This is a genomic window from Thermococcus camini (assembly GCF_904067545.1).
Classification (GTDB): domain Archaea; phylum Methanobacteriota_B; class Thermococci; order Thermococcales; family Thermococcaceae; genus Thermococcus; species Thermococcus camini.
The window spans coordinates 923,374-944,952 of record NZ_LR881183.1 but is presented as its reverse complement, the minus strand read 5'-3'; the positions used below and the strand labels follow the sequence as shown (position 1 = coordinate 944,952).

The 21,579-nt window shown below is 54.6% G+C and carries 21 protein-coding genes and 1 tRNA gene; 4 read left to right on the top strand and 18 right to left on the bottom strand.

What is annotated here, in order from left to right; all coding sequences use genetic code 11:
- Positions 1–93 precede the first annotated feature (93 nt).
- The 6 genes from TIRI35C_RS05095 to serK form a co-directional block, all read right to left on the bottom strand.
- Positions 94–1,092: an SPFH domain-containing protein gene (locus TIRI35C_RS05095; protein WP_188201994.1), complete on the bottom strand. Its 999-nt coding sequence runs from the start codon at positions 1,090–1,092 to the stop codon at positions 94–96.
- A gap of 1 nt (position 1,093) precedes the next feature.
- Positions 1,094–1,588 carry a hypothetical protein gene (locus TIRI35C_RS05090; protein ID WP_188201993.1) on the bottom strand — a complete coding sequence of 165 codons (495 nt, stop codon included), beginning with the start codon at positions 1,586–1,588 and terminating at the stop codon, positions 1,094–1,096.
- Positions 1,589–1,592: 4 nt separating this feature from the next.
- A complete protein-coding gene (locus TIRI35C_RS05085) occupies positions 1,593–2,492 on the bottom strand; it encodes a zinc ribbon domain-containing protein (RefSeq protein ID WP_188201992.1) in 900 nt (299 codons plus the stop codon).
- Between the two features lie 5 nt (positions 2,493–2,497).
- Entirely contained in the window at positions 2,498–3,514 is a 1,017-nt protein-coding gene (locus tag TIRI35C_RS05080) for a hypothetical protein (RefSeq protein WP_188201991.1), read from the bottom strand.
- Positions 3,515–3,595: 81 nt separating this feature from the next.
- Complete coding sequence (locus tag TIRI35C_RS05075) at positions 3,596–4,249, bottom strand: HAD family hydrolase (protein ID WP_188203044.1); 654 nt, start codon at positions 4,247–4,249, stop codon at positions 3,596–3,598.
- A gap of 88 nt (positions 4,250–4,337) precedes the next feature.
- Positions 4,338–5,066, bottom strand: coding sequence for an L-serine kinase SerK (gene serK / locus TIRI35C_RS05070; protein WP_188201990.1), 729 nt, complete (start codon positions 5,064–5,066; stop codon positions 4,338–4,340).
- Between the two features lie 170 nt (positions 5,067–5,236).
- Between serK and TIRI35C_RS05065 the strand changes: the two genes are divergently transcribed.
- Positions 5,237–6,382 (top strand): DUF763 domain-containing protein, encoded by a 1,146-nt coding sequence (locus tag TIRI35C_RS05065; protein WP_188201989.1) that lies wholly within the window; start codon positions 5,237–5,239, stop codon positions 6,380–6,382.
- A gap of 36 nt (positions 6,383–6,418) precedes the next feature.
- Here TIRI35C_RS05065 and TIRI35C_RS05060 read toward each other — a convergent pair whose 3' ends face one another.
- From TIRI35C_RS05060 to TIRI35C_RS05025, 8 genes are all read right to left on the bottom strand, one after another.
- Positions 6,419–8,152, bottom strand: coding sequence for a transglutaminase-like domain-containing protein (locus TIRI35C_RS05060; protein WP_188201988.1), 1,734 nt, complete (start codon positions 8,150–8,152; stop codon positions 6,419–6,421).
- 462 nt (positions 8,153–8,614) lie between these two features.
- Positions 8,615–8,691 (bottom strand) — tRNA-Val (locus TIRI35C_RS05055).
- 38 nt (positions 8,692–8,729) lie between these two features.
- Positions 8,730–10,472 (bottom strand): tRNA guanosine(15) transglycosylase TgtA, encoded by a 1,743-nt coding sequence (tgtA, locus tag TIRI35C_RS05050; RefSeq protein WP_188201987.1) that lies wholly within the window; start codon positions 10,470–10,472, stop codon positions 8,730–8,732.
- A gap of 41 nt (positions 10,473–10,513) precedes the next feature.
- Entirely contained in the window at positions 10,514–11,428 is a 915-nt protein-coding gene (locus TIRI35C_RS05045; protein ID WP_246454787.1) for an inorganic phosphate transporter, read from the bottom strand.
- A gap of 92 nt (positions 11,429–11,520) precedes the next feature.
- Positions 11,521–12,570, bottom strand: coding sequence for a glycosyltransferase (locus TIRI35C_RS05040; protein WP_188201986.1), 1,050 nt, complete (start codon positions 12,568–12,570; stop codon positions 11,521–11,523).
- Between the two features lie 44 nt (positions 12,571–12,614).
- The gene (locus TIRI35C_RS05035) at positions 12,615–12,920 is read right to left on the bottom strand and encodes a hypothetical protein (RefSeq protein WP_394354778.1); all 306 of its coding nucleotides are present in this window, start codon (positions 12,918–12,920) and stop codon (positions 12,615–12,617) included.
- Positions 12,921–12,975: 55 nt separating this feature from the next.
- The gene (locus tag TIRI35C_RS05030) at positions 12,976–13,680 is read right to left on the bottom strand and encodes an RAD55 family ATPase (RefSeq protein WP_188201985.1); all 705 of its coding nucleotides are present in this window, start codon (positions 13,678–13,680) and stop codon (positions 12,976–12,978) included.
- 109 nt (positions 13,681–13,789) lie between these two features.
- Positions 13,790–15,640, bottom strand: a complete 1,851-nt coding sequence (locus TIRI35C_RS05025; protein WP_188203041.1) for a prolyl oligopeptidase family serine peptidase — start codon at positions 15,638–15,640, stop codon at positions 13,790–13,792.
- 186 nt (positions 15,641–15,826) lie between these two features.
- Between TIRI35C_RS05025 and TIRI35C_RS05020 the strand changes: the two genes are divergently transcribed.
- Together TIRI35C_RS05020 and TIRI35C_RS05015 are read left to right on the top strand one after the other, a co-directional pair.
- On the top strand, positions 15,827–16,015 hold the full coding sequence (locus TIRI35C_RS05020; protein WP_188201984.1) for a hypothetical protein: 189 nt from the start codon (positions 15,827–15,829) through the stop codon (positions 16,013–16,015).
- Positions 15,984–17,279, top strand: coding sequence for a sodium:solute symporter family protein (locus TIRI35C_RS05015; protein ID WP_188201983.1), 1,296 nt, complete (start codon positions 15,984–15,986; stop codon positions 17,277–17,279). Before TIRI35C_RS05020 ends, TIRI35C_RS05015 begins: the two co-directional genes overlap by 32 nt.
- Here the strand turns inward: TIRI35C_RS05015 and TIRI35C_RS05010 are convergent.
- From TIRI35C_RS05010 to thiC, 4 genes are read right to left on the bottom strand one after another with little or no spacing between them, the layout of a single operon-like run.
- Positions 17,269–17,859 (bottom strand): IMP cyclohydrolase, encoded by a 591-nt coding sequence (locus TIRI35C_RS05010; RefSeq protein ID WP_188201982.1) that lies wholly within the window; start codon positions 17,857–17,859, stop codon positions 17,269–17,271. The two genes, TIRI35C_RS05015 and TIRI35C_RS05010, sit on opposite strands and share 11 nt — an antisense overlap.
- Positions 17,856–18,788, bottom strand: coding sequence for a formate--phosphoribosylaminoimidazolecarboxamide ligase (locus tag TIRI35C_RS05005; protein ID WP_188201981.1), 933 nt, complete (start codon positions 18,786–18,788; stop codon positions 17,856–17,858). Before TIRI35C_RS05005 ends, TIRI35C_RS05010 begins: the two co-directional genes overlap by 4 nt.
- Entirely contained in the window at positions 18,785–19,444 is a 660-nt protein-coding gene (locus tag TIRI35C_RS05000) for a phosphoribosylaminoimidazolesuccinocarboxamide synthase (protein WP_188201980.1), read from the bottom strand. The genes TIRI35C_RS05005 and TIRI35C_RS05000 overlap by 4 nt, the downstream gene beginning before the upstream one ends.
- Entirely contained in the window at positions 19,441–20,730 is a 1,290-nt protein-coding gene (gene thiC, locus TIRI35C_RS04995; RefSeq protein ID WP_188203040.1) for a phosphomethylpyrimidine synthase ThiC, read from the bottom strand. Before thiC ends, TIRI35C_RS05000 begins: the two co-directional genes overlap by 4 nt.
- 94 nt (positions 20,731–20,824) lie before the next feature.
- On the opposite strand from thiC, the gene TIRI35C_RS04990 reads away from it, so the two are divergent.
- Positions 20,825–21,577: a sulfide-dependent adenosine diphosphate thiazole synthase gene (locus TIRI35C_RS04990; RefSeq protein ID WP_188201979.1), complete on the top strand. Its 753-nt coding sequence runs from the start codon at positions 20,825–20,827 to the stop codon at positions 21,575–21,577.
- Positions 21,578–21,579: the final 2 nt, after the last annotated feature.

Here is a 21,579-nt window from a genome sequence, read left to right as displayed (position 1 = left end):
CCGCGATGTTACCCTGTGAGATAAAGCCGACAGAATAATATACCCTCTGAAGCCATATAAATCTTACCACATTCGAGGAAAAAGAAAAGGAACTCACTCAATCTTTGCCCCGCAGACCGGGCAGAACTTCGCCCCCTCTGGAACTATGTGACCGTTGGGACAGCGCTTAATTTCGTGCCCGCAGTAGGGGCAGAAGCGCGCTCCGGGCGGGATTGGCTTGCCGCAGTAGGGGCAGATTTCCTGGTTAGGTTGAGCCGCTCCGGCAGGCTGGGCTCCCTGATATCCAGCCGGCGGAGCACCTCCACCGGCGTAGGGCTGGGCCGGTTGAGCAGGTTGAGCCGGTTGCTGGAGGAGCTGGGGCATTATCATCATACCAGCCCCTATAGCAGCTCCTTCACTCTTTCCGAGTTCTGCTGCCACCTGTTTCGCCGTGTCCATCTGCATAACAGCTTGAGCGTTGCCGGTCTGCATTATCCAGAAGAGCCTCTGGCGCCACTCGTCGGTGGTGTTTACGCCTTCAATCTTCACATCGACCAGCTCAAGGCCCAACCTGCGGAAGTCCTCCATGAGCTTGACCTTTACCTGCGTGCTCACCACCTCAAGGTTCTGGAAGAGGTCGACTATTGAATAGGCCGAGAGATGCTTCATCATACCCTCGTTGAAGTACGCCCTGATGAACTTCGTAACGTCCTGGGTGTCGTAGAGGCTCTGGCCGCCGACAACTTCCGTCAGGAAGAGAACGGGATCAGAAACCTTGAACCAGTAAACGCCGTAGTACTTGACGGGAGCGAGCTCCCTCGTCTGCGTTTCTCCTCCATAGCGTCCCTGGAACTGCTTCATACTGACGAATATCACCGTTGCCTTGAAGGGACTGTTTGAACCTCCAACGAGCTTGTAGAGGAGCGGCAGGTTCTGTGTCGTTAGGGTATGTCTGCCCGGCCCGAAGACGTCGTAAACCTTGCCGTCGCGCATGAATATTGCCACTTCGTACTCGTGGACTATCAGCTGGGCCCCCCACTTTATGACCTCGTTGGGGTACCTCCAGATTATCTCATCTTCTCCGGGATTCACCCACTCTATCACCTGCACCATATCAATCACCCATTATAACGTGGTTCCGCCTGTCCAGGAGCTCCTCAAGTTCTCGCACCTTATCATCGAGCTCAAACACCGCCATTCCGAGGGAATTCGGGTCTGCCATGGAGCCGTTGAGCCTCTTCACGGCCTCTTCTATCGCCTGGGCTGTCTCTATCAGCTTTGCGTCGTACTCTATGAGCTTCTCTATCTCCTTCTCCCTGACCGATATCCTGTCGAAGTACCCGGAGTAGCCCGCCTCGGCATGCCTGACCCTGCTCTCAAGGGCCATGAGCTTCTTCCTCAGGGTGTCTATCGCAACCAGCTGGGCACAGTTAAGCATGGCACACCTCTGCATGGCCCTCTCAATGTCCTTCCGTGCGAGGGCAAGCGTGTCCGCCACCTTGCCCCTGACTATCCTGTCGTCTTCCCTGAGAAGTTCCTTCTTCTTGTAGCCGTGGTAGCCGGGAACGATCAGTTCTATCTTCTCCAAAAGTTTGGTCTCCTTCCCCATGTTATCACCTCATAGGCTTGAAATACAGGTTCCCTCCACCGGTCCTCATGACCTCGCTCACCTTCCTCCTCTTGACGGAGCCCTTGGAGAATATCCCAAATGCCCCGACGCCGGCCGGGATAAGTCCCCCGATGAGACCCCAAGCACTTCCGTAGGCACCGGCGGCGGCAACACCGAAGACCAGGCCGGTTGCCAGAACCCCGGCCCCCAAAACCGTCGCCTTTTTCCTGGCACTGCTCATGAGCGGATACTCACCGAGGATAACCCGCCCGTCGGTGCCATCGACGTAGCCGGCAAAGCTATCTCCACCGTACTCATAGTGAACCTCCCAGATCGGGTAGTGTACCAGCCCGAGGAAGCGAACGTCGATTTCCATCCCTCCGACGGACTTATCCTCCTCCATTGCCTCGCTCCTGAGTGCGCTCTCCATCTCCTTCCTTGCCATTGACTCAGCCTTCTCCCGGTCAAGTTCCGGTTCGTAATACCTGCCCTTTTTGACTATGCTTTCATCGAAGAAGCGCTTTCCCCTTATCGGAAATGGGTAGTGGTCAAGTAGGTCCATAAACCTTGAAGCGGCCGGAAGGCCGAGGAACCTCACCTCCTCTATGGTGGACCAACGGGTGCTCCTTCCGTGGAGGTAGAAGAAGTAAACCGGAACCCAGTGGAGTTCCTTTTTCGTTATTCTCGCGCCGGTTATATCGGCTGGAGCCCCGTACTGCCTTGAAAGGAACTTAAGGAGAACTCCCCCGGCATCTTTCCTCATCGGTGGGAAGAAGAAGTGCTCCTCCTCGCTTTTCTCTCCGGTGTGGACGTGAAAAGTGGTACCGCAGTAGGGGCACGTGGCCACGCTAACCGTATCGGGGACCTTGAACCTGGCCGAGCAGGTGGGACACTGAACCTCCATCGTGATCACCTCTTAAAGGCCCCGGCGAAGTTTCCAAGGATTCCGCCGGAGCGTTCTATTCTCTGTCCCTCCAGAACGAGCCTTCCGAAGTAGCCGCTCGCCCCGGCGCCGAGGAGGATCGCCAGGATTGACACCACCGGTGCCCCGTTGATTCCCCCATAAGCTGCTCCAGCTGCCCCTATCAAAATGCCGAAGACCGTTCCAGCGAGATACTGGGCGCGCCTCCAGACGGGCATCGGCTCGGTGGACATGACGTCCTTCCCGTCCCAGCCCGCGAAGACCGTGTAGAATATGGAGTTCTCGAAGCGGTAATAGACGGTCCACATCGGAAGGAGAACGAGGTGAACGTTTTCGGGCTCGTCCGCGGTGATGTCAAAGCGGTCTATCCTGTCGGCTTTGGCCGAGTAGTGGTCCCTTATCACATCTATAGCGTCCTCCCGCATTATCGTCTTTGCCTGGGTCTCGTCCATCTCCGTATTGAGTATCTCAAGCTTCACTTTTCCCCACTCTTCTTCCTCCAGCTCAAGGAGCTTCTTTCCCTCAGGTCTGGAACGGGAGTAGTGGTTTATCATATCATCAACGCCGAGGCTCTTCACCTGCCTCCGTGCAGAGCCTATGAGCGGAAGGTTCTCGTTTATCCTGTCCCTGTAGTGCCTCTCAACGGTGTGGCAGTGGGTGTTGCCCTTTGAGTCCGTGTGGCACTCCTCTTCGCGGACGGTGTACTCCACGATGCCCTCGACGTGAACCGTCCCGACCCAGTAGGGGGCGTAGTGCCCCTCCACCTCAACTATCTCCAGTTTCTCCTTCATTCTCTTGAGGTCGAAGTCCCTCTCAACCCTATCCCAGAAGGCCTTGGCAATGGCGTTCTTGTCGAGTGTCGGGACTATGAAGATGTTATCCGTCTTCAGGTTGCCGCTCAGGTGGTTGGGAAAGCCGCAGTAGGGACAGATCGCGACTATCGTTTCGGGCGAAACCTCGAGGGGCGCACCGCACCTCTCACATTTAAATTCAATGGCTTCCATGAATCACCACAGTGCACATAACTACCTTGGAGTATTTAAGAGTGCCGGAGATTTTTATGAATCGTGGTAATATTGGAGGGCTTACAGCATTTTTCTTACCAGCCCCACAAGCTCCCACAGGTCGTTCACGTAGTAGTCGGCACCCTCAATTTCACCAAAGCGCGTTACGTTAACCACCTTCATGCCGGCGCGCTTTCCCGCCAGAACGTCATGACGGCTGTCACCGACCATCATAGTCTCTCTGGGTTTCAGACCGAGCGTCTTCAGGGCCTTTTCGACGAGGTAGGGGCTTGGCTTGACGCCGTCGAGGTTGGAGTAGTCCTTGCCGTACACAACGTCGAAATACTTCCCCAGGCCAAAGAGGCTCAGAACGAACTCCGTGCACTCCTGAGAAGCGTTGCTCACCGCGGCGACCTTCAGGCCCATCTTTTTCAGTTCTCCCACCGCACCAACATCGGGGAACGGCTTTATCCTGCCGAGTCTGGCCATTTCCCTCCGGTAGCGGAGGTTCACACCGTCAATGATCTTCCAGAACTCCACGTGGTCTATCCCGAACCGCTCCACGTAGCTCCTTGGCAGTTCGCCGGTTACCGTCTTTCTGTATGTCTCGTAGTCCAGCTCGATGCCCCGCTCTTGAAGGGCGGGCATAACCCACTTCTCGTACCATTCCCTGTGGTCGTAACCCTCGTAGTAAACCAGGGTCTCATCAACGTCGAATATCAATCCTTTGAGCATGCCTCGGCCTCCTGGACTGGTCATCACCCATCAGCCGGTTGATCCCTCGTCATCGGCGTAGAAAGTAGGGAAAAGAGGTTAAAAGGTTTCAGAACAGCTCCTCGAGCTTGACGTCAATCTTGTCCGGGTTGAAGGGCAGGACGTGCCTGGTGGTCTTCGGGGAGTAGACCTCGCCGCGCTTGACGAGCTCCATAACCTCTTCCTTGCTCGGGGCCTTCCTGATGAAGACGTAGTCGATCTCGCCCTTGCTCATGTCCTCCCTGGCGTCCTCCTTGAGGCCGTAGTAGATGAGCTCGATTTTACCCTCAACGCTCATCTCGTCGAGGACCTTGCTGACCTTCTTCTGCTCCTCAAGGTCGCCGGGTATGGCAAAGCTCTTCTCGCCGACAAGGGCAAAGGCTATCTCGCCCCTCTCAGCCTTCTCCTCAGCCTCAGGATCCTCGATGACTTCGAGGCCTTCCTTCTTAAGCCTCTCAAGAACCTCCTCAAGGCTTCCCTTGAAGGCCGGGTACCAGGTGTAGACCTTGACGTCGTCGCTGAAGTAGTCGAGTATGACGGAGGGAGCCTTCTTGGCGCCGAGCTTTTGAAGGCCGGCCCAGCGGTGGTGGCCATCGACGATGAGGTACATGTCCTCACCGGGGACCTTGGCGAGGAGCATGGGCTTCCAAAAGAGGCCGGAGCCTGTGACGCTCTCGATGAAGGCCTCGAGCTCCTTCTGAACGAGCTGCTCGTGGGGCTTCATCTTGTCGAGCTCGATAAAAACGTAATCAACCTTAACGGTCGGGATGTCGTACTTCGGAACCTTCTCAACTCCCATCTTCAAACCCTCCGTGAGCCTAAACCAGCAGACGGAAATCGAAGCGGAGGATAAAAAGGCTTTCCCATTTATATGACCAGTTTTTCCTGATGATTCTGCGTACTGTTGCCCAAAATTATGAAAATTCTACGGGGATAAGGGTTAAAACTCCGGACAGGTATATAACTTCGATGAGGAACGTAGCCCATCTGCCCCTCCACGGCGGCCGCGTCCCAGCGTGGCTGGCGCAGAGGATGAGAAAGCTCACAAGGTTAGTGTTAATTTTAGCGGTTGAGGAGTACGGAACGAAGGGCCTCCTTGAGAGGCTATCTGACCCGGTCTGGTTCCAGGCCTTCAACAACGTCATCGGGATGGACTGGGACTCCTCTGGCTCGACAACCGTAACGGCGGGCATGATAAAGGACGCCCTCTGGAGGGAGGAGCTTGGGGTTAAAGCCGCTGGGGGCAAGGGGAAGAAGAGCCGCGCCACACCAGATGAGCTGAAGAGGATAGCGGAACTCTACGACCTCGACCCCGAGCCTTATGTGAGGACATCCAGGCTAGTGGCCAAAGTCGACACGGTTGCGCTCCAGACCGGCTACGGGCTCTACCACCACGTCTTCCTTCTCGATGAAGAGGGTAACTGGGCGGTGATACAGCAGGGCATGAACGAGAGGGAGAGGATGGCGAGGCGCTTCCACTGGTTTGACGCTGAGACCTTCACCCTCGACCCCCACAAGGCCATCTCCGGGCTCAGGAGAGAGTTCGCCCTCAACACCGTCTCAAAGGAAGCCAAAGAATACCAGAAAACGCTCCTCAACGTGGTTCAAGAGAATCCGGTTAAAATAGAGCGCGAGCTTGAGAGTCTGAAAGCGCTCGCAAAAGGCTACCGCCCGCTCGTTTACTACAAGCCCCGCAACGTCAATGAGGTTTCCATCCTAAGGCGCTACGAAAGTATGGGAAGATTTGAGCTGAACAAGAGGGCATTAGAGTTTGCCCGCGAGCTTAGTGTGAGCAACTACGAGGAGTTTTTGCTGTTGAAGGGCCTCGGCCCGAGCACTTTACGCGCTCTTTCGCTCGTCCTTGAGCTGGTCTACGACGTCCACCCGAGCTGGAAAGACCCCGTAACGCATCCACCCGACCCCTTCAAGTTCACCTACGCCGTCGGGGGGAAAGATAGAGTGCCTTTCCCGATAGACAAGCCGGCCTACGACGAGCTCATCTCATTTCTTGAGGAGCTCGTCTCAAGGCACCCGGAGGAGAAGGCCCTCGTGAGAAACGTGACGAAAATAACCAGAAACTGGAAGTTCCCGGAGGAGGATAAGAGGGCGACATGATAAAACAGAGAACAAAATGGAACGGTTGTACCCCCGCTACTTTTTGGCTAAGCATAGGATTACCTTCATATTACCCCCCTCTACCTGCCCTTTAACCCAAAACCTGTTGTAGGTTCTCAAGTCAGAAACAATCTCCTTGCTGTCGATTATCTGGGAATAGATGTAATCAACGAACTCGTCGTGGAATAGAGGAGTGTAGTGCTCTGTGAAATCTGGAAACGTAGTTTTCCATGTAACTCCATCAGAGTAACCATACGGCAAAGACGTAGCAATATCAAGGTTAGAAATCTTTGAGTCCAATTGCAAGTTTGGGAACTTTCTGATGAACTTTGCCCTTAAATCTGAGATAAGCCTTGTTAAATCAGCCCCTGAGAAAGTATAATCGTATTTCTTGAATTCCTCACCAGTCAGAGTTCCTACGTAGTCAACAACAACTTTTCCAGACTCCAATCTCGCCTCATAGACCTTTGCAGAGGATATTATCAAATTCCTCAATGTTCTGTCAGAGTACTCGCTGCGCCAATAGGCCCAATACTTCCAATACGTCCCCAAATCCATTATTGGGGGGTGCTGGTCTATCATAAAGAACTGCCCATTAATTTTTATCGCAGTAGTTGCATGTCCCATCGGATCGTTTGAGAAGTCAATTTCAAATACGTATACCGGAGAATAGTTCATTGCCAAGAGCAGACCTGCAGTCAGGACAGCGTAATCCACGCAAACCCCCGAGCCACGCTGAATAGTCTCAGAAGGCTTCTGTATCTTAGTTGACCTCAAACCACGGTATTTTGCCCAATCGTATTGAATGTGTTGATCCTCCCACTCCAAGATATTCCACGCGCTCTCCTGCAGAGTCGAGCTCTTTAGTTGAAATGCCAGAGGTTCTAAGGCTTGAAACTCATTCGGATCGTTGAGGTAACATTCCAACGCAGCCTCCAACGAATAATCCACATTAGAGCACGCAACTGCAGTGGATGCCAGCGACTTTACGGAGGGCACTTCTTCAGTGGAGTTCTTTGCTGTGTCCCAAAACCCCAAAATCTTAGCCTCAATATCGTCAGGAATAGCCTGTCGCACAAGTTGCCCATTAGTATGACTAAGATCGTAGAGGGTAACTAATACCAAAAACACCAATATGAATCCAAAGAACTTTTTCCAAGGGCGTTTCCATTTTCGCTTTTTCTTAGGCTTTTCTTGTGAGGATGTTGCGGGAAAGGTTCTTTTATTAGTGGCAGGGTAAATTTTTCTTTCTGGCTCAGAAATGGACTTCCTGATTGACCTTTTGTTCACTTTAACACCAATATCCTCTTTTTTCTTCTGTTCTTCCAGTTTTTGTCTGAGTTCCTCATCTCGCCTCCTAATTTCAACTACCTTGTTGCTGAAGTACTCTTTCTTTGACTCTACATAGCCCTTGAGTCCGAGATAAGCCTCTACTTTCTCGGCCATCTCCCACAGATTGGATATTACCCTACCCTTGCTGTCGCTGTCAGGAAGTTTAGCTTCAATCCGGATCATAATTTCAAGAAGAGAATCTAGAATCTCGGTACCACGCTCAAGAAAATTCTCTCGATAGCTATACCAGAGATTATTTCTCCACTCTTCAAGCTCTGAGGCAAACGTGTCGCTTAAAGTATGATCCATCCAGTGGATGCGGGTATAACCATCACGACCATATAAGACGCGATTGCTAGAACGCAAAGAAGCAACAATCCAATTCAAGTATGGGTTGATGATTCGTGTAATAAGGTAATGGAGATCTTTCTTGGACATGTGAAGACCCCCCAACCAATTTAAGGAAGTCCACATGTGTTGTTACAGAGAACTATAAGAAAGTTTCGGCCCTTAAAATGCAACCTGAATATCCAAATCCGGTGTACAACTATCACAGGATAGTCTGAGCCCTCACACTAATGCCCCCTGGGCGTGTATCCGAGTTTTGGAAAAGCTTCACCAAAAGTTTGTAGCTCCTCGCAAAGAACGCCATGCGAGTGAGATTTTATGCTCCAACTGCAAAGTTTTTAAGCGGAGAACACTTTAAAAAATCCATTGAAATGGGTTTACTTTCTTTTAACGCCTACGGGCGTTTTTTTCCATGACTAAAACCTTTACGCTGAATCTTTGGATAGGTTCTCACTCAAAACAATGCTTTTAATTATTAAGAAACCCTCAGGAACTTGTACTTCGAGAAGGAGCTACGAACTTTGATGAAACTTTTCGCCAGAAAAGTTTCTATGGTGGGCCCGCGGGGATTCGAACCCCGGACCTCCACCTTGTAAGGGTGGCGTCATAACCATCTAGACCACGGGCCCGCCCGAAATAGGAGAAGAGAGGGACGTTATAAAATTTTCTACTTCTCAACGCCCCTGCGAACCTTCACGGCTAAACCGCTCTGGAAGACCTTCAGTTCCTCGCCGTTGAGAAGGGTCTGTCCGGTCGCGAGAAGCTCATCGCGCTCGTTTACCACCAGAACCTCGTCGTAGGGCCTTATATCCGGGTCTGCATCGACCACGAACTTGGCGAAGACGTTCTTGCCCTTCCGTGCGAAGGGGTCTGCATCTTCGTTGACCACAACGCGCATCCTCGGGAACGGCAGTATCTCACGTAGCCTTCTGGCACCCTCGATGCCGAGGGTTAACAGACCGTCCTCCGCTCTAAAGGTCGCAAGGTGCTTGCCATTGGCCTTTATCTGCCTCGGCATTCCGGTCTTTCTTGACAGCTCGACGAAGGCATCTCTGAACGCCTCGCCGGCCCCTTCTCCGAACTGGTATTCCGCTATGGCCATAACATAGCTCCTTGCTTCTCCCCTGGCGGGCTTGGTTATGGTGAATTCTTCCTCGCCCTCGCTCTGGGCGAAGGGGTAGGTTAAGCCGAGGTACCTAGGTATCTCTCCGAATATAGGGTGTTCTATTGTCTCAGGGAACTTGCTCTTAACGCGCTCTGCCCTCTCCTTAGCGCGCTGGGCGATCGGCCAGCTCATAGCTTCCTCGCTCACCTTGAAGAAGGCACTCGCCTTGGTCACCGGCTCGTTCTTTTCGAGGTAGTCCCTGTACTCCAGCAGTCTCTTGTAAGCAGCGTAAAGCTTCGGGTGTGAGCGAGCTCTCTCGTCCACGAGCTCCCAGAGGGTTCCCTCCTTTATCGCCTGCTTGACCCGGTTGAGCTCCTCGCGGATTACCCAGAGGTTGTGGAGAGCCAGAAGCCTCGTCCTCTCTTCCTTCGGCATCTCGCGAAGCTCTTGAGGCGTGTAGCGTGAGCACACCGGACAGGAGCAGGGAAAGTATTCGAGCTCTTCCAGCCTTTTGGTGCCTTCGGGCGTCAGGTAGCGGTCGTCCTTCGCGTAGAGGGCGTAGCTCGCGGAATCGAAGAGGTCAATCCCCATAGCGACCGCTAAAGCAAAAATCATCGGGTGACCTGCGCCGAACAGATGAACCGGCCTGTCGGGCCTGAGCCCCTGCTTTGAAGCAATAACGACATCAACAAGGTCTTTATATCGGTAGCTCTCCATGAGCGGAACTACAGCGCCGATGGGATGAATCTCAAAGTCCATCTCGCTGAGCTTTTTGGCGGCATAGGTTCTCAGGTCTGGATAGGTGGATCCCTGAACTGCCGCGTTCATCGCGATGTTCTTGACTTCCTCGGCTTCCTTTGCCCTTTCAAGGGTCACCCTGAGGTCCTCCTCGGCCTTCTCTCTCGGTGCATCCGGTGGGGTCGGAATGTCGAGGAAGGTGCCTATATCGACGCCTATCCTCTCCTGGAACTCGATAATCTCCCTGTTCGTAACGTCCACGCCGCCGTAGCGCATGAGCTGGAAGGAGCCTGAATCGACCTCGATGATACCGTCGTAATCGAGGAGCCCGTGGATTCCAAGCTCAAGGGCATTCTCCCTGAGTTCGGGCGTCTTGTAGATGATGTAGGAGTTGGTGATTATCATTCCAAAGCCCATTTCCTTGAGTTCCCTTGGCGTCACTATAAGCTGCTTCGGGTTGATGACCGGCATTATAGCTGGAGTCTCTATCGTTTTTCCGTTAACGGTCAACTTCCCAATCCTTCCCGCGGCGTCTCTCGCCTTTACCTCAAACTTAAACTCGACCATCTCTCAACACCTCTGAGACCTTCGGCGGGGGGTTTAAAAGCCTAAGCTAAGAACGTGATGAGAAGGTACGCTATGGTTCCCGCAAAAACCGGGGCTATTACCCAGCCCTTCACGATTCCCACGAGGAGTTTGATGTTCACATGCTCACCCTTGTAGAGTCCGAGGCCACTTATGGCTCCCACTATGGCCTGGCCCGAGCTGACGGGCAGGCCGATGAGGTTGGCCGCGCTCACTGCTAAAGATGCACCGAACTGGCTTGAAAAGGCCGACGTTGGCCCGAGGGGTGAGATGTCCCTTCCGACCGTCATCATCACCTCGTAGCTGAATGTCAGCGCTCCCAGGGCGAGGGTAATGGCCAGAACCAGTCTGAAGGGGCCGTTGATTCCCAGGCTCTCCATCAGTCCGGCGACGTTGGAGAGCTCGTTGGCACCAAGGTTGAAGGCTGAAAAAGCCGCCGCCGTGAAGACGAGCCACTTCTGGGTCAGTTCAAGGTTTCTTAGGCATTTTATCCTCCTCACCATGGGCTTATAGAGACGGTAGACGGCCACCGCGAAGAGCGCGGCGACGATCGGTGAGAGAACCCACGCCGAGGCTATTTTTCCAACGGTCCACCAGTCGACTGGCAGTCCAAGGGCAAGGGAAGCCCCAACGAGGCCGCCTATTATGGACTGGGTCGTTGAGATTGGCCTTCCCCAGAGGCTCGCGAGGGTTACAGCGGAGGCGGCGCTGAAGAGGACGAGACCGACCTCAACCGCGGACATTCCCTCGGCCAGTCCGCTGACCGTTCCAGAAACGCTGGAACCACCGATGATAACGCCGAGCGTTGTGAAGATACCTATGAGCAGCACGGCCCGTTTGAAGCTGATAACCCCTGAGCCAACGGCAGTTCCAACGGCCTTTGCACTGTCGTTCGCACCTATCGCCCACGCCATGAAGAGAGCCGTCGGGATTATCATCGTTATCACTATAGTCTATTTGTTGCCCCATAATCTATATAGTCTATGGAGTACTGAAGTGAGCATTTAAAAGGGTTTCGCCTCATATTGCCTCATGCATTCCGGAGGAGCACCGAGAGATAGCCGTAAACGTGGAGCGCTAGGTAAAAGGCCGCCCAGAACCAGACTATAACCGGAAACAGGAGCGCGTTTATCAGCCTACCGCCCTCGAAGAGAGTCGGTAAAAGCATCGTGAAGGTCTCGAAGAACCACCACAGGGCGAAGAGCTCAAGCTGTCCGGTGATGAGGAGAAGAGGAGGAACGATCACATCGAAAAACGCCACAACATCGGAGAGGAGCAGAAAGGCCAGGTCCTTGGTGAAACCGCCGCCGAGGTTCTTCAGGTCGCCGAGAAACCAGCGCTTTCTCTGTCTCCAAAGGATCCTTGGGCTCTTTGGCATCTCAGTCCAGACCCTCGCGCGGGGAGCGTAAACAACCTTCCCAAACTCCTTAACGGCCTTCGTCGTGGCGTAGTCCTCAACTATATCCTCAACGAAGCCGCCTATCCTCTCAAGGGCCCCCCTGCGGAAGGCCGCTATCGGGCCCGGAGCTAGGCTCAGGTCGTCCAGCTCCTTTGCCCTGCGGAACATCGCTATCCTGAGGTGCTCGGCGTCCTGCACCATCTCAAGAAAAGAGCTTCCGGCGACGCGGACCTGGCCGCCAACGCCGAGGACTTCATCGGAGTAGAAGCGTCTCACCAGCTCTCCCACGGCATCAGGTTCAAGATAACTGTCGGCGTCGGTCGTTACTATAACCTCGCCGGAAGCCTTCGAGAGGCCGAAGTTTAAAGCTTTGGCCTTTCCTCCGTGTTCCACCCTGTAAACCTTCAACCTGGCGCTCTTGACCGAGGAAGCGATCTCAAAAGTGTTGTCCTCGCTTCCATCGTCGACCACTATGACTTCAAAGTCCCGGTAATCCTGGGCAAGGGCCGACTTTATGGCCCTGAGAACTCTCTCCCCTTCGTTGTAGGCGGGGATTATTATGGAGACCCTGGGCTTCCATTCCATAATTCTGTAATTCCTGAAAAGGCTAGTTATGTAATTGAAGAAGAAGTAGCCGTCCCAGAGGAAGATGACGACGAGACCAGAGATGAGCGGGTTCATGTTGGGGATTCCGGTGGGGGGCTTTTAATCTTTATCCGGGAGTTCTAAGGAGGGGATTTTCCAATCCTGTACCTCACTACATACCTGCCACGCTCGAACTCGTCTTCATCGGCCTCCAAAACATCCACGGGCTCGATTTTCAGGCCGAGGTCCATAGCCTCCCACTTTATGTCGTCGAAGTAGTCGTACAGCCCGCATGTAGCACAGAAGGAACCGGAGAACTCGATGATGATCTCGTCCCCCCGAACCTCCAGCACCCTCGCCGTGGCCTCGCTTCCGTGAGGTCTGTTGAACTCCTCTATGGCCCCCTCAGCGCCCCAATATCCTCCTGCACGCTTGCCACCAGAAATAGCTTTCGAAATGATTAAAGCGGATGTTTAATCGACAGGCGGTGGCTTTTAATGCTCACGGCAGAGATACCATACGGTCGTGATACACGACCATACCATGGTCGGTTATCTCGTACTGTCGGATTGCGTCGTCGAAACCACTACCTCTGAGCTTGGTTATCCGTATTCCCCTCGAGAGCCTGCCGCCCACTTCAAACACTTTAAGCTCGATAACCCCGTTCACAAGGTACTCCTCTATATCCGTCCTTTCCAGTTCGGAGGTGAGCAGAACTGTGGTTTTTAACCGTATCATGCTTTTAACGAAGCTCAGGAACGCCTTGCGGTACTCCGTCTCTTTCGTTGCGGTCATCTTGAGCATTGTGATGGGGTCTATGACTATTCTGGTATAACGTCTCTCCTGGAACTGGCGTTTGATGGCGTCCGCCATTTTCTCGATGTTCGCCGCGAACTCCTCAAAGAAGTCGCTTATCAGTACGTAGCGCTCTGCCGTAGGGGTCGCATCGATGAGAGTAAACCGCGGATCGCGGAGATTAAAGCCCATACGGGTCATATCCACCTTCAGGTTTTCGGCGGGCTCCTCCAGGGTAACGTAGAGGACGTTTTCACCATTGGCAACGCCTGCCATTGCAAAGTGCATGGCTAGGGTGGTCTTACCGGTTCCAGGAGCCCCTTTGACAAGATAGACTCTGCCGGGTATAAGCCCTCCCTGAAGCATGGAGTCCAGGCCAGGGATTCCCGTTGAGATTTTTGATATATCCATGGTCTACCCCAAACGTTAGTTATCGCCCCAAATATAAGAACTTTTCGAGGCACGGTCCCCCGAAGAACGAAGTTCAGCGGACATTTTTTGGTGGAAAAGAAAAAAGATGTTAGAGCCACAGCATCTTAACCACAAAGGCCACGAGGTCGGTCAGCTCCCTCGCCCTCGTTTCCGGCGAGGCACCCATGTGGCCGCTCTTCGTCTCCACGCGGAGGTAAACATCTTTACTGACTTCCTTCATCCTGGCAAAGAACTTAAGAGCATGGGCGGGATGCACGCGGTCGTCGTGGAGACCGGTGTAGATGAGCGTCGGCGGATACTTTTGCTTTTTCACGTTGTGGTAGGGACTGTACTTCAGCAGAAACTCCCTGTCCTCTGGGTCGTCGGGGTTTCCGTACTCGGGAATCCAGACGCTTCCGATGTAGAGCTTGTGGAAGCGCATCATATCTATGACGGGATAGCCTATCAGCGCCGCGTCCATCACGTCCGGCCGCTGGACGAGCGTTGCCGAGACCAGAAGCCCACCGTTGCTCCTGCCCCATGCGGCAACTCTATAGCCTTCTGCCTTGAGCTTGCCGAGAACCGCTATGAAGTCATCGAAGACGTTCCCTTTGTTCTCCCTCATTCCTGCCCTGTGCCACTCCTCGCCGTACTCGGAACCGCCGCGGAGGTTGGCCATGGCGAAGGTTCCGCCGCGCTTTATGAAGGGTATCGCTTGAGGAAAGAAGCGGGGCGTCAGTGAAATGTTGAAGCCGCCGTAGCCGAAGACCCACGCCTTCTTCTCATCTCTGGTTCCCTTAACGAGGAAGTAGTGAACCCTCGTCCCGTCTTTGGAGACGGCAAAGTCCTCCTCGACCCTGAAGTCCCCTTCAACTTCTTGCCCCTCTATGAGGTTGAGCTTCCCGTCAAACCCGTAGAGCCTGTACGGAACCGTGAAGCTCTCGTAGCGGAGTAAAGCTCTCTTCCCGTCGGTGTCGAGTGGATAGACGCTTCCCGGGAGGTCAAAAGTTACTTCGTCAAGCTTTTCTCCATCGAGCGAGTAGACCTCAAGCCGGTGGCTCGCGTGGACGAGCCTGCCGGTGAGGATTTTGCCGTCCACGATGATCGCCCACTCCAGCGGGAATTCCCCTTCAGGGATGATCTCGGTAACTTCGCCGTCTTCTACCGTTATAACCTTTCCGAGGCCCTTTCCTTCCCTCGTGAGGACGTAGAGCTTTCCGTCGATCACGTCAATCGGCTCCGCAGGCACCTCCGCCGAATAGGCCTTCTTCCACATTCCCGGCTCCTCAATCGGCCCGACGTATATCTCCGCCCTGTTCCAGCCGAAGGTCACGGTTACCATCGCAGTCTTTCCGTCGGTGCTCTTCCTCAGCGAGATGAAGTAGCCGGAGCCGAGACCCTCCCCGAAGACCATTCTCTCTCCACTGCCGTCCTTCCAGAAGAGCCTCACCGCTGGAGCCTTAACGCCATCGGGCGTTTCACCGTGCCGGTAGAAGCGGGAAAAGTAGTAGCCGTCCCCAAGAAAGGTCACGTTCCAGACCGAGGGCTTCATCTCGTCGACGAGCCTTCCGGTTTTGAGGTCTACGATTCTCGTTATCCCCTCGTCTGCCCCACCTATCGAGAAGCTGTAAGCCAGGAACCTTCCCTTTTCATCGGCTGTGAAGCCCTGGAGCAGAACCTCGTCGTTGAGCTCCTCCTCAAGGGCCGTGGAGTCGACTATGACCTCTCCACCGAGCCATCTGATGAGCTGTCTTTCCCTCTCCTTGTACATCGCTATGGTGCCCTTATCGGTGAGCTTTGCGCCGTAGAGGGCCGGCATCGAATAGTACTCCCATACCTCCGGGAACAGTTCATCGCTCAGCTCCCCAATGAACTCCCTGAAGCGCTTGTTCTCCTCCTCAACGAGCCTGATAACCCGCTCATCTTCGAGGTTCTCCATCCATGCGTGAGTGTCTTCCATGAAAACCACCATTAAGATGACAGCCTTAACGCTAATAAGGGTATCGGTGAAACTCGAACTGTAATGTGTCAGAACGACAGAAATAGCCGCAAGTAAGTTGTCCATTTCGCCATTGTTACATGATTTCATGGAAAAAAGTTATATTGGGACGGGATCTTTCTCGACCGTCGCATCGAGGTGTCGGAAATGGACGTGATATGGACGACAATAGCGGTTTACATGGGAGCGATGCTAGCGATATCAGCGTACGCGCGGAAGTATATCAGAACCTCGGTCGACTTCCTGCTTGCCGGAAGAAGGCTGGGACTGGGACTCAGCGTAGGAACCCTTGCAGCCACTCACTATGGTGGTGGCTTTCATCCTGGGCGGAGCTAGCTGGGGAGCAACGTATGGGTTAGGTGGAATTTGGTACGGCTTCGCCTGTGGCCTGGGGCTTCTGGTTCTCGGTCTGACCCTTGCAAGGCCCATGCGCACGCTGGCACTTTACACCGTGCCGGACGTTCTGGAGATGCGTTATAGGAGCAAGACCATCCGTTTACTCGCCGCCCTGCTGTCGCTCCTGGCGCTCGTTGGCATACTGGGGGCACAGGTCTGGGCAGCCTCGGCGATCTTCGAGGCGATTGGACTGCCCGGCACGGCTGGAGCGGTGCTTGCGACGCTGGTCTTCATAGCCTACACTGCCTTTTCAGGACTGTGGGCGGTGGCACTTACGGATTTCGTTCAGGTAATCATCGGAAGCGTTGGAATCTTCGTGGCCGTGGTTCTCGGCCTCATAAAGGTGGGGGGAATAACCGGTCTGAGGGGTGCACTGGAGGGCATCCAAGGCCTTCCCCAGCCGGCCTCAAGCTACTTCAGCCTCACCTCGCTGGGAGTATCTCTCCTGGCCCTGACGCTCCTGGCCACGGTAATGTACACCCTCATTGGCCAGGACTTTTATCAGAGGCTGTTCGCAGCGAAGGACGAGAAGACAGCAAGGAGGGGCGCGATATACGCCGGTGCTCTGCTTATGGCACTCTCTTTCCTGCCGGCACTTGCAGGCATGCTCGCTATAGCTCTCTCAGGCAACCCGGAGTCAATAATAAACTCACCGAAGACCGCCGTGCCCGCGCTGGTCATCACAGTTTTCGGGAACGGCGTGGGGGCAATCTTCGTGGCGGCCGTTCTGGCCGCGGTGATGAGCACCGCCGATTCCCTACTATCAGCGGCAACATCCCACGTGGTGAGGGACATATACGCCAGCTTCATCAATCCCGAAGCCGACGAAAAGAAGCTGCTGAACCTTTCGGTGATAACCACTGTCGCCATCGGCCTGCTGTCCCTGGCAGCGGCGCTCACCATCCAGGGAATCGTGGAGCTGCTGATATACTCCTACGACGTGTATACCTCCGGCGTCTTCATACCCCTCGTGCTCGGCATTTACTGGAGACGGGCCACGAAAGAGGGCGCTCTGGCGGGTATGGCAGCAGGTTCCCTGACCGCGGTGCTCGGAATAACCGGTGTCGTGTCCTTCCAGTACTGGGAGTACATCTACGTCAGCGGGGCGCTGGTGTCGGCCGTGGTGATGGTGCTCGTGAGCCTCGCCACCAGGGCAGAGCCGCTTGAGGGGGAGCTGGAGGAGGCCTTTTCGGTTAGGGGCTGACTGCCAGCCCCCACCCCTTTTTCTCCGCCGCGACCCCAATCGCCAGAACCTTCTTCTCGAAGGGCAACTCTATGGCCTTCTCGGCAAGCTCCTCAGCGCTCTCAAAGGCTGGAAAGTCAAGTTCAGCAAAGCTAAGGTTGTAGGTTGCCGTTACGAAGGCCTTCCCATCTTTAAGCTCCAGCGATTTGACCCAGAACTCATCCCTGCCGGCGAAGCCCAGCCAGCCCTTACCGTTTCCGTGTTCAACTATCCCAGCTATTCTCGGAGTTGAGTAGGAATCGCGCTCGTAGTCGAGTGCATCCAGGACATGAACCAGGGCTTTCCTCGGGCTCTCCCACTCAAGGGTTTGAGCGATAAAGTCCGTCTGGAGGCCGTTGGTGACGACGGCATAGTCATCGAGGAGCCTCACCACGGGGTAGCTGACGTAGGGGTTGTCCGTCTCCGTCATGTTCTCGATGTAAACTGCCCTCCCTTTAAAGATGGCCTTTCTCTTCGGGAAGGAGCGGGAGCAGAGCAAATAAAAGGCGAAGGGCTCGCCGTTCATCAGGCCAATTCCCAGAGTTCTACCCGTGTACGTCAAGTTACCACCTCCTTAAGGCGGTCCTCCTCGAGGGCGAACTTAATCTCGCGCGCTATCCTCTCGCCCATGAGCATCGACCTCTCCCAGTAGAGGGCCGAGTACCAGTGTTTGGCATTGCTGCCGCCGTCTATGCGCGAGGCGAAGCCTATGCAGCGGAATTCACCATTGTAGGCGAAGTGGAGGGCGAAGGGACCTATGATGCCGGGAGGTTCAAGCTCCTCCATGGCCTCGACGAAGGCCAATCCGTAATCGTAGAGCACTGGAATGAGCGACTCTCTCAGCGCTACGGCCTTGTTTCCTGCTATGGTGTATGGGAGGGTCCTGAAGGGCCGCCTCTTGTTTGCGTCCGCGATGACCAGGCGCTCATCAACGCCAAAGAGCTCCAAACGGTTTGAAATCGGCGAATAGAAGAAGTGGACGTAGAGGTAAACGCCGTCTGTGAAGCGTTCAATCCTGTAGGGTTCGCTCAGGCCTTTGGTCTTCTCCTCCAGTTCATAACCGTAAGCCAAGAAGTGCCCGCTTCCGCCCCTCGGTCCCTCAAGGCGGACAAAGTAAAGCTCGTCTGGCTTAGCCTCTTCGGGCTCGATGACTTCAACCATCGGAATCCCTGCCTCGTCGAGGGCCTTATCCTGCAGTTCAAAGGTCGTCTCCCACTTGAGGAAACGCTTGTTGCCGAAGAACTTAGCCCTTGCTTTCTCGATGGCCTCTATGCCAAGGTATGCCACGAAAGAGCCGTGGGGTACGATGATGCCGTCATCACCGAGTACTTCCCTCATGTTTTCCGTTACGACGATTTCATCGACAAGCGGGATGGAGGAATAGAAAGCCTTTCTGCCCGGTTTGACGTAGAGCCTCGTTCTGAAGCCCTCTCTCTTTGCCCCCAGGAGTATCTGAAGTGAGGAATGGGAAGCTATGGTGGAGATTATCATTCTACCACCTCCAGGAGCTCTTCCTGGCTCAAAAGCCTTCCACCCTTCATAACGCGCATCGTGTCGCCGCTGAGCTCGTCTATCACCAGAAGCTCTCCATTCAGCCTGCCGAACTCCAGCTTGAAGTCTATTAGCTCAAGCCCCTTTGCGGAGAAGAACTCCTCCAGGATTTCGGCGACCCTTTTCGTTACCTCCTTCATTTTCTCCAGCTCCCCTTCGCTCGCTATACCGAGCCGTGATATTGCTTCTTCGGTTATGAGGGGGTCGCCGAGCGAGTCGTCCTTGAGGGTGAACTCAACTATTCCCAGCTCTTGGAGGGACTTCACCCAGCCTCTGTATCTCCTGAGGAAGCTTCCGTAAGCCTTAAAGCGGTATATAGTCTCCAGCGGAATCCTCTCTGCCTTCAGAAAGCGCGCCCTCCGCTCGTCAATCCGCTCGACGAAGTGGGTCCTTATCCCGTTCCTTTCCAGCAGGCTGAAGAAGAACTCCGTCTGCCCGAGAACTGCACTCCCCTTGCCTGGTCTCTCGCCTATCACCTCGTTGCCACCCGTGTCCTCTCTGCCGTCTTCGCCCAGCAGGGAGTCCTTGAAGTAAAAGACTAGATACGGGCCATCCTCGTAAACGTCCTTCGTTTTGCCGCGGTAGATGAGCCTCACTCGGCCTCACCCTTCCTCAGCATGTCGTTGATGAGCTTTATCGCGCAGAGGTCACCGCACATCGAGCAGGCCTCGGTCTTTGTAGGCCTCTCCTTCCTTATCTCGATGAACCTGTCCCTGTCCCCGCTCAGCTCGAACTGCTTTGCCCAGTCGAGCCTGCCCCTCGCGACGCTCATGAGGTAGTCCTTCCTGAAGTCCGCCTCGAAGCGCGTCAGGTTTACCGCATGGGCTGCTATCCTTGCTGCAATCACGCCCTCCCTCACGTGCTCCACCGTTGGCAGTCCAAGGTGCTCCGCCGGCGTTACGTAGCAGAGGAAGTCCGCGCCGTTTAAAGCGGCTATCGCCCCGCCTATGGCCGCCGTGATGTGGTCGTAGCCCGGGAAGATATCCGTGACGAGCGGGCCGAGGACGTAGAAGGGCGCGTTGTCCGTTGCAACCTTGGCGAGCTTCACCTGGGCCGGAATCTGGTCAATCGGGACGTGGCCCGGCCCCTCGACCATCGTCTGAACGCCGGCTTCCCTCGCGTGCTTCACGAGCCTCCCGAGGGTGTAGAGTTCCGCTATTTGAAGCTCATCGCCGGCATCTGGAAGTCCACCCGGTCTTAACCCGTCGCCGAGGCTGAGAACGACGTCGTACTCCTTGGCCAGATCAAGGAGGTAGTCGTAGTCCCTGTAGAAGGGGTTCTCCTCGCCCCAGTGAAGTATCCATGCCGCCAAAAATGTTCCTCCGCGCGAGACCATGCCGACAACTCTCTTTACCCGCTTCATCTTCTCGACGACTTCCCTGGTTACTCCAACGTGAATAGTGGTGTAATCAACTCCATCTTTGAAGTGCTTCTCAACGGCCCTCCACATGTCGTCCTCGGTCATCTCGATGATGGCCTTCCCCTTTGCTAGCATCTCCTCGGCGGCCTGGTAGATTGGAACGGTGCCGATTGGCACATCAACGGCGTGCATTATGCGCTTTCTTATTTCATCGAGGTCACCGCCGGTGGAGAGGTCCATTATGGTGTCTGCCCCGTATCTTATGGCCACCTTAGCCTTCTCTATCTCGGCCTCGACGTCTATAATGTCGCGGGAGGTGCCGATGTTGGCGTTGATTTTAACGCGGACAGCTTCCCCGACAGCTACCGGCTTCACCCAGTCGTGGCGGACGTTGCGGAAGATGACGGTGTGTCCTTTGGCCACGCTCCTCCTGAGCTTTTCGGGGTCTATACCTTCCCTCTCGGCGATGAACTTCATCTCCTCCGTGATTACGCCCCGCTTTGCTTCCTCAAGCTGGGTCATTCCCATCACCCGGTTTTAAAACCCGTTTATAACAAAGTTTTTAAATTTCAAAACTTAGTTTTTACCGCGGCTTAAAAGGTTTTGGGTGGTTGCGATGCTTAGGGAGATGGAGATAAGCAGGGCGATAATCGAGGCCTACACGGGGGAGCTTCTCGAGAGCTTAAGCCTTGATGTAGCGATAGTAGGTGCAGGCCCCTCCGGAATGGTGGCAGGTTATTACCTCGCCAAGAACGGGGCGAAGGTCGCGATATTCGAGAAGAAGCTCTCAATCGGCGGCGGAATCTGGGGCGGCGCGATGGGCTTCAACAAAATAGTCGTGCAGGAGGAAGCGAGGGAAATCCTCGACGAGTTCGGGATAACGTACAAGCCCTTCGGAAAAGGCCTCTACGTGGCAGATGCAATCGAGACGGCAACGACGATAGCGAGCAAGGCGGTGAAGGCCGGGGTAAAGATATTCAACATGGTCGAGGTCGAGGACTTAGTGGTTAAAAACGACCGCGTGGCCGGGATAGTGATCAACTGGACGCCGGTTCTCATGACGGGCCTCCACGTGGACCCGCTCACCGTCGAGGCGAAGTTTGTAATCGATTCAACGGGTCACGGTGCGCAGATAAGTCAGCACCTCGTTAAGAGGGGCCTCATTGAGGTTCCCGGGGAGGGCCCGATGTGGGCAGAGAAGGGGGAAGAGCTGACCGTTGAGCATACGAGGGAAATCTTCCTAGGTCTCTACGTCACCGGAATGGCCGCGAACGCGATAGCCGGAGCGCCGAGAATGGGACCGATATTCGGCGGAATGTTCCTCAGCGGGAGGAAAGCGGCCTTCGAAATTCTCGAAAAGCTGAGGTGATG